This is a genomic window from Nitrosospira sp. Nsp13 (assembly GCF_900101945.1).
GTDB classification, from domain to species: Bacteria; Pseudomonadota; Gammaproteobacteria; order Burkholderiales; family Nitrosomonadaceae; genus Nitrosospira; species Nitrosospira multiformis_D.
The window spans coordinates 1-7,185 of record NZ_FMVD01000028.1 but is presented as its reverse complement, the minus strand read 5'-3'; the positions used below and the strand labels follow the sequence as shown (position 1 = coordinate 7,185).

At 54.5% G+C, this 7,185-nt stretch carries 8 protein-coding genes; 2 read left to right on the top strand and 6 right to left on the bottom strand.

What is annotated here, in order from left to right; all coding sequences use genetic code 11:
• Both BLO43_RS15980 and BLO43_RS15975 read right to left on the bottom strand, forming a co-directional pair.
• Positions 1–764 (bottom strand): Y-family DNA polymerase (locus BLO43_RS15980; protein WP_139149312.1); only part of this gene is annotated, 764 nt, incomplete at its 3' end.
• A gap of 2 nt (positions 765–766) precedes the next feature.
• A complete protein-coding gene (locus BLO43_RS15975; RefSeq protein ID WP_090908015.1) occupies positions 767–1,237 on the bottom strand; it encodes a LexA family protein in 471 nt (156 codons plus the stop codon).
• Between the two features lie 56 nt (positions 1,238–1,293).
• Between BLO43_RS15975 and BLO43_RS15970 the strand changes: the two genes are divergently transcribed.
• Positions 1,294–1,968: an SOS response-associated peptidase gene (locus BLO43_RS15970; protein WP_090908013.1), complete on the top strand. Its 675-nt coding sequence runs from the start codon at positions 1,294–1,296 to the stop codon at positions 1,966–1,968.
• 493 nt (positions 1,969–2,461) lie between these two features.
• Here the strand turns inward: BLO43_RS15970 and BLO43_RS15965 are convergent, their stop codons facing one another.
• Genes BLO43_RS15965 through BLO43_RS17305 form a run of 3 tightly spaced genes read right to left on the bottom strand, consistent with a single transcriptional unit; the run spans position 2,462 to position 5,525 of the window.
• Entirely contained in the window at positions 2,462–4,744 is a 2,283-nt protein-coding gene (locus tag BLO43_RS15965; RefSeq protein WP_217628093.1) for a TonB-dependent receptor, read from the bottom strand.
• 48 nt (positions 4,745–4,792) lie between these two features.
• Positions 4,793–5,203, bottom strand: coding sequence for a hypothetical protein (locus tag BLO43_RS15960; protein WP_139149311.1), 411 nt, complete (start codon positions 5,201–5,203; stop codon positions 4,793–4,795).
• Positions 5,151–5,525, bottom strand: a complete 375-nt coding sequence (locus tag BLO43_RS17305) for a DUF4158 domain-containing protein (protein WP_090908008.1) — start codon at positions 5,523–5,525, stop codon at positions 5,151–5,153. Before BLO43_RS17305 ends, BLO43_RS15960 begins: the two co-directional genes overlap by 53 nt.
• Between BLO43_RS17305 and BLO43_RS15950 the strand changes: the two genes are divergently transcribed.
• Positions 5,504–5,842, top strand: a complete 339-nt coding sequence (locus BLO43_RS15950; RefSeq protein WP_175444001.1) for a DinB family protein — start codon at positions 5,504–5,506, stop codon at positions 5,840–5,842. The genes BLO43_RS17305 and BLO43_RS15950 overlap by 22 nt on opposite strands.
• A gap of 29 nt (positions 5,843–5,871) precedes the next feature.
• Here the strand turns inward: BLO43_RS15950 and atzF are convergent.
• Positions 5,872–7,185, bottom strand: a 1,314-nt coding sequence (gene atzF / locus BLO43_RS15945) for an allophanate hydrolase (protein WP_139149310.1), incomplete at its 5' end; no start/stop codon positions are given.

Below are 7,185 nucleotides of genomic sequence, written 5' to 3'. Positions count from 1 at the left end.
GGCGCAACCTCTTCCAGCGCCAGGCAGGAAATCCCGCGCAGCTCGTTTCCCGTGCGTTCCATCACCACGCCGAAGCGTGAGCGCAGCCAGGCCGACGGCGCATCGCGCAGATCCTTCACTGTCCGGATTCCGGCTGCCTGCAGGTGCGCCTCGATGCGGCGGCCTACGCCCCACACTTCCCCGACCTCGATGCCGGCCAGCAAGGAGCCCATCTCTGCCGGATGCATGGCGGCAAGATCGCACACGCCATTGAAGCGGGGATTTTTCTTGGCAATATGGTTGGCGAGCTTGGCCAGCGTTTTCGATGGGCCGATGCCCACGCACACCGGCAGGCCGGTCCACTGCAACACACGCTGGCGCATGGATTGCCCCATGCTGGTGAAAGACGGCCACAGGTTGCCCAGGCCGTTTAAACCGAGAAAACTTTCGTCGATGGAATACACTTCCACGTCGGGACTGTACTCGCGCAGGATCGACACCGCGCGGCTGGACATGTCCGCGTAGAGCGCATAGTTGGAAGAGAGGGCAACGATGCCGTGCTGCCTTGCCAGCGCCGATAGCTGGAACCAAGGCGCACCCATCTTTACCCCCAACGCCTTGACCTCATTGGACCTGGCCACCGCGCAGCCGTCATTGTTGGAGAGCACGACTACAGGCTGATTTTCGAGGATCGGATTGAACACCCGCTCGCAGCTGACGTAAAAATTATTGACGTCCACCAGCGCGAAAATCTGCTGGCTGGCAGTCTCGCCGGATGCCGGCATGGCTATACCGCAAAGCGCGATACCGCGCCGGTCACGACACCCCACACCCGTAATTCATCGTGTTCCTGAAAGGATATCGGCGCGTAGGCGGGATTCTCCGCGTGCAGCTCGATTATGCCGTTCAAGCGGTGCAGCCGTTTGACCGTGTATTCGTTGTTGATGACGGCCAACACGATATGCCCGTGCCTGGGTTCGATGGAACGGTCTACTACCAGTAGGTCGCCATCGTGAATGTTGGCGCCGGTCATGGAGTCGCCGATCACCCGGAAAAAGAAGGTCGCGGTCTTGTTGCGCACCAGGTACGTATTGAGGTCGAGCGCGGATTCCGCGTATTCGTCCGCCGGGGAGGGAAAGCCAGCCGGGATGCGTTGTAGCAGCAGGGGCAATCGAAAGAGCGGAGCGGATACTGCAGCCTGCCGAAGGCGGGGCAGGGGAGGATCTTCGCGGGCTGGAAGAGGGAGAATATTTGCCATGGAATGCGTCCTGATGCAATATAAAAAATATAACCTGTCTTGAAAGGATAGCCGCTATGTGCGGACGGTACGGACTGAATCATCCTCATCCAGTATTGAAGGACTGGTACCGCGCTTCTATCATGCCGGAACTGAAGCCACGCTACAACATCGCGCCAACCAACAATATTGTGGTGATCCGCGACCTCGCGGAAGGCCGCACAGGTTCCATGATGCGCTGGGGCCTGATCCCGGGGTGGTTCAAAGGTCCGGGCAAACTGCCGCTGCTGCATAACGCGCGTTCCGAGACCGTTCATGAAAAGAAGCTCTTCAAGGCGAGCTTTCACCGGCAGCGCTGCATTGTGCCCGCATCAGGTTTTTTCGAATGGCAAAAGATGGCTTCGGGAAGGAAGCAGCCGTTCTATATCTCCTCCAGGGATGGAAAGCCACTCTCATTCGCCGGTATATGGGATAGCGCCACAACAGTGGAGGGCGAGAGAATCGATAGCTGTGCCATCCTCACCACGGATTGCAATGCCTTGATGCAGCCCGTCCATGATCGCATGCCGGTGATCGTACCTATTGAGGATTGGGATAACTGGCTTGATCCCATGCCATCGACGGATGAAGGGCTATTACCCATATTGAAGCCCTTTGGACCAGATCTAATGCAACTGTGGGCCGTGTCGCCTGCCGTTGGGAATGTGGCGAATCAGGGGGAAGGGTTGATTCAATCGATTGATATGCGTTGAATTTTGAAGAATTGTATGGGATCAAGCGAATCAATAATAGCCCATTCTCATATGCCGCGCGCTCAGCCTGAACTTATCTTTGAATTATTGTCGGAAGCGGTTTTGTACAATAATCCGGGTCGACGAAAGACCCAAACTAAACATTCTGCCCAACTTTGCCGGTCGAAGAGCGATGGTAGAGGATATTTCCATGGTTTCGGATATCTGCTTGGAGTTTTACTGCGGTGCCAGGAGATTGTTCTACGTTTGGAGGCACTTGGCGGGGCTATGTATCCCCGCTTTCATGTAGACCGTAGCGCGAAAGATTCATCTTGCATCTGGAAGTATTCGGCGGTGCCATGTGTATGCATTGTCATGTAAAATCAATCGGACCTGACTAGTACCTTCCTGCGGAAGGTACTGCTACGCCCCGCGCGGTCACACCATTCCGCATCCTCGCGCCTTGCCCTGGACCCCCAAAAACCGCACACTCCACCCCTTCCAACTGCCGGAGTCAAAAAGTGAGGCGGATGCCCACCTGGGCGCTCCGACCTTGTTCCGGGGAGAAGTTGCGTAGATAGGAGACAGAGTTGCGGATGTTTTCGTTGAGCAGATTATTGGCCTTGGCGAAGACTATCATCTCCGCACCTTGAAAGGTCTTGACCTTATATTGCATGCTGAGATTAAGCAGTACATAACTGTGTGTGACAGTTTCGTTGAGACCGGGATGATTCTGAGCTTCCCCGCGAGTCAGGCGCAGATTGCTGGTCAATTGGTTCCTGGTATAGTCAAGTTGAAAACCAAAACGCAACGGCGGCATTCGCGGCACGTCGCCACCGCTCACGAATTGGCCTCGGGTATAGTCACTAAACAGGGTCAAGTCAACCAATCCATTCGGGTTTTTCAACAGGGAAAAGATAAGCTTACTCTCGTATCCCCTGAAAATGGCATCAGCCTGCCGGCTCTGTAGCACCGCCTGACAACCCGCATCGGGTGGTTGCGATCCATTGCAGGCGAGGGGTGCGCCTGAACCTTCATCCTGAAACACGTCCGTTCCGGTGCGTTGCTGATAGATGTAGTTGTTGACCCAGTTGCTGAAGAGGTCGAACTCAGCCCTGACCCAATTCATGTTCAACTTGTAGCCCAAGTCCAGGTTATAGGAAGTTTCCATCTTGAGCGAGGCATTGCCTTCCTCGAAGCTTCGAGTGGCATCATGGAAACCGAAGGAAAGCAATTCCTGCACTTGCGGAGCACGCTGTGAACGGGTGCCCCCCAGGTTGATTTTATGACGGTCATTCAGTTTCCATAGCGCGGAAGCCGAGGCGCTGACCGGCGTGTAGCTGAAGCTGGAGGGGGCCAGGGGCGCACCTGGCAGGGAATTCTGTCCTTTCGGATCAATGGAAGCCTGCTCCACACGCCACCCCAACTGGTAGGTTACCGGCCCGTAGTCAAACGACTCCACCCCGAATACGCCATAACCGTTAATCAACGATTTAGGCACAATGGTTTTGGAATTGCCCTGTTCGAAATTGAAGGCGGCAAAGTCGCTGGCGGTAGCCTGAAAGCCGATGGTGCCGTGGAATGGCCCGATCGGCCGGTGGGTCAGTTCCGCACGGCCCTCGTAGGTTTTGTTGGCGAAGGCGGTGCCCGGGATGCCGCCGACCAGTTCCGTGTGATGATAATCGGTGTAGCCCAGGCGTGTGCGCAGCGCCTCCACAAATGGGACCGGATCAATCAGCTCGCTCTTGAAATCGTACTTGCTTTGCTTGAGATCGATGCGGGTATTGGGCCCGCCGCTGCCATCGGGGGAAATACCATAATTATTTTCCAGGCGGTTGATGGAAACACCCGCGAAGCCGGGCTCGCCCACCAGGGAAACACCGGCCGAACCGCTGATGGCCTGGGCGGAAGTGTTGGGAATATGTCCCCTTGGATTTTGTATCACGGTAAGAGAAGGATCCATCGCTTGGGCAGCAGCGACATCAATACCGTTGCCGCCAATGCCAAGGTTGCCGCGGGTGCGAAAAAAGCCATCCAGGTGATAGGCGAGGTTGCCTTTACTCCCCTCCACTCTCATTGCTGTGGTGGATTCATTGGCGGCCGAATCAAAACGCTGTTCAAGCGCTCCGCCTAACAGGTTTCTAAAGAGTCTCCCGGGAATCCGGTTGTCGATGACATTCACCACGCCACCAATGGCCCCACTGCCATACAGCAGTGTGGCAGGCCCTCGCAGCACTTCGATGCGTTCGACGAGGATGGGTTCCACGCTGGTCGCATGATCGGGGCTCAATTGCGAGACATCGTTGCTGCCGATGCCATTATTCAATACGCGCACACGGGGGCCGCCCTGCCCACGAATGACCGGGGTACCAACGCCGGGTCCGAATGATTGGCTGGTGATGCCTAGCTCATCCTTCAAGGTCTCACCGATACTGCGCCCGATTTTCATGATCAACTCATCCCCTTTCAAGACGGTGACGGGCAACGCCATATCCGTCGCTTTTTTTCGCAACGGCGCGGTGATGACCATTTCCTCCAATTCCAGAACATTCTTCCTGTCGACGTTTTCAGCGGCGATTGTTTTGCCTGATTTCTGAATCTCATTATCCACCGTGTCAACCGCATTGGCATTTGCTCCAATCGCACTTGTCAATAAGGAAAATATGGCGAGTTTTTTTCTCATGGTTTCGGAGGTTTGATGATGCTGAGTAGGGGTAGTGTGCACATAGCTGTAAAAACCGCCACGTATGAGCGTGTCGATGATCTCGTGCTGCCGTTGCCAGCAATATGCTGCCACCAACGTGTAACGGATTTCCGACGGATGTCGCCGCAGTTCCCAACTTGATTATGTGCTGGTTCGGCGACGGTATTTTTGTAACCATTTGACGGGTAGTGCGGCAAAGCCTTTTATCGGTAAAGCAAGCTGGCGAATCCGGGACAGCTTGGCAAGTTCTTGCAAAACGCTATCCAGGCCGATTCGTCCGGCGTCGGCCTTGAGGTGCGTCAAAACAAGATCGGCATCTTTGACGCCAGAACTGTTCTCGATAGCACTATCTTCGTCACTACCGTTTGGGTCTTCGACCGTCAACAACGTGTCTATTGATGCCTTGGTCTCGACGCTCAGCAGGCTGGCAACGGATCGGAATAGCTCAGTCTCAAAGGCATGAATGCTTGATCGAAGTAACCGTTCCAGCGGAGTAAGATCAAGCGGTGCCAACGATTGTTTGGCGAACCACTCCACCGCCAATTCTTGCAATCGCTCGAATGGGGCCTCCACCGGTAAGATTTCGACGGTCAGCCATGTGCGTAACCGCTGCAAATCCTCCCCTGACGGGCGGCGTAGACCCAAAAAAACTCAGAATTTTCTTGCGATGTCGCTGGCCAGTGCGTCCGTCCCATTCGTAAACGTCCAGATCCTCTGGTGCTGAATTGGTTGCCTGCGCAATGTAAACCACAACTTCGTGAGGAATACTTTTCTGATGACTTGGAAAGAAACCTTGAAATTGAAAAAATTTAAGCAGAATTGCACAGCCAAGTCGGCCGCTATCACTGTGGTTTGGCAACAACGCCAATTCCACGTGGCGGTTTTTGCAGCTATGTGCGCACCACCCCTATATGGCTGAATCACATTCATATTGCGGATCAAATATTCAAATCCCATTTGATCCGCCAGTTGCATGGACTTTCCTCCACTGAAAGTGACTCTTTCCCTTTATTGCTTCAGTTGCAGGAGTCTGCCAAGGCACTGGATGAATGGCTTATTGATTATGCAAAGCAACTGGATAATGAGTTGGCGCCAGAGAGGATAGATTTTGTTTTTACTGACGGAGACAAAGGCTGTATGAGCAGGGCGGAGATGCTGATACCCTTTCTTACGCATGGTCACTACACCTAGCATCCTCTAACTCAGAGGAGGTTCGCGAGCTACGAATTTGCCGGCTGTTTCAGATAAGAGCGCCAGCCACCAAAACTACTGATATCCACCGCGTTTACCACCGCATAATGTTCGCACAGAAAACCTTGCACGAGTTCGCCATCCGCCAGGGAAACGGTACCGATACCAAGTGGTGGCGGAATATCCGCCACGAAACTGCCGAACTCATGCATAGATAGCTCCCACACCTCAACCTCGATGGCAGCTCCCCGTCCCTTCCCATCGACGCGCACCAGTCCCGGACGATGCGGCGGATCACCCGGAAGAGCATAAAATTTGTAATCTGCCGAAGTCGTTGTATTTCTGATTAAATGACCCTTACGGCGAGTCAATTGTTCATTCAGGGGCAGGCCGGACAGGTGTGCACCACATACGGCGACGCGTACCTGTCCGGATTGCGCAGCGCGCTTTTGTGCCGGCGGTGCGCTTAACTCCTCCTCACTGGCTGGCAACGGCAGAGGAATACCGGTGGCTCCCAAGGACAGACCATGAGCTTGCTGCAATTCCTCGGCTAGACGCAATAGTGACTCATCCTGATGGGCTGGTGCCACTAGGGTAATGCCGAAGGGCAGCCCATCCTTCTGGAATCCGGCTGGGACTGCGACAGCGCAATAGTCTAGTAGATTCATGAAATTGGTGTAGTACCCGAGATGCGCATTGAGTTGAATCGGGTTTTGCTGCATCGCCTCAATGGTGTAAAGGGTACCTGCCGTGGGCGTCAACAGGCAATCCACTTTTGTCCAGACTTGGTCAGCCTGGTGTTTCAGCCGGCGCAGATTATAGACGCCATTGAAAACATCAGCCGCTCCGTAACCTTGCGCACACGTGATGATCTCCCGCACCGGCGACATTATCTGATCGCTGTGCTGCTCAAAGAATGGCTGAATGGCAGCGTAGCGTTCCGCTACCCAGGGACCTTCGTAGAGCAGCCGTGCCGCTTCTAGGAAAGGAGCAAAATCTATTTCTACTGTTTCTCCACCCAGAGCTTGCAGCTTTGCTACCGCTGCGCCGAACAAGCGGTCGCCTTCGGAATTGCCGAAAAATAGCAACTGATCTTTGCGCGGGATACCAAAATAGAAGCGCTGCGCATCGATATCGTAGGCTGTCTCCTCCCTTTTACGGGAATAGATGTCTTCAGGATCGTAGCCGGAAGTCAGTGCCAGGACGCGCTTGGCGTCCTTGGCGGTAAAAGCAAAGATGGAGACACAATCCAGTGAGCGGCAGACTGGCACCACCCCGCGTGTCGAGAGCCAGCCTTTAGTGGGCTTGTATCCGACAATGTTATTGAATGCGGCAGGCACTCG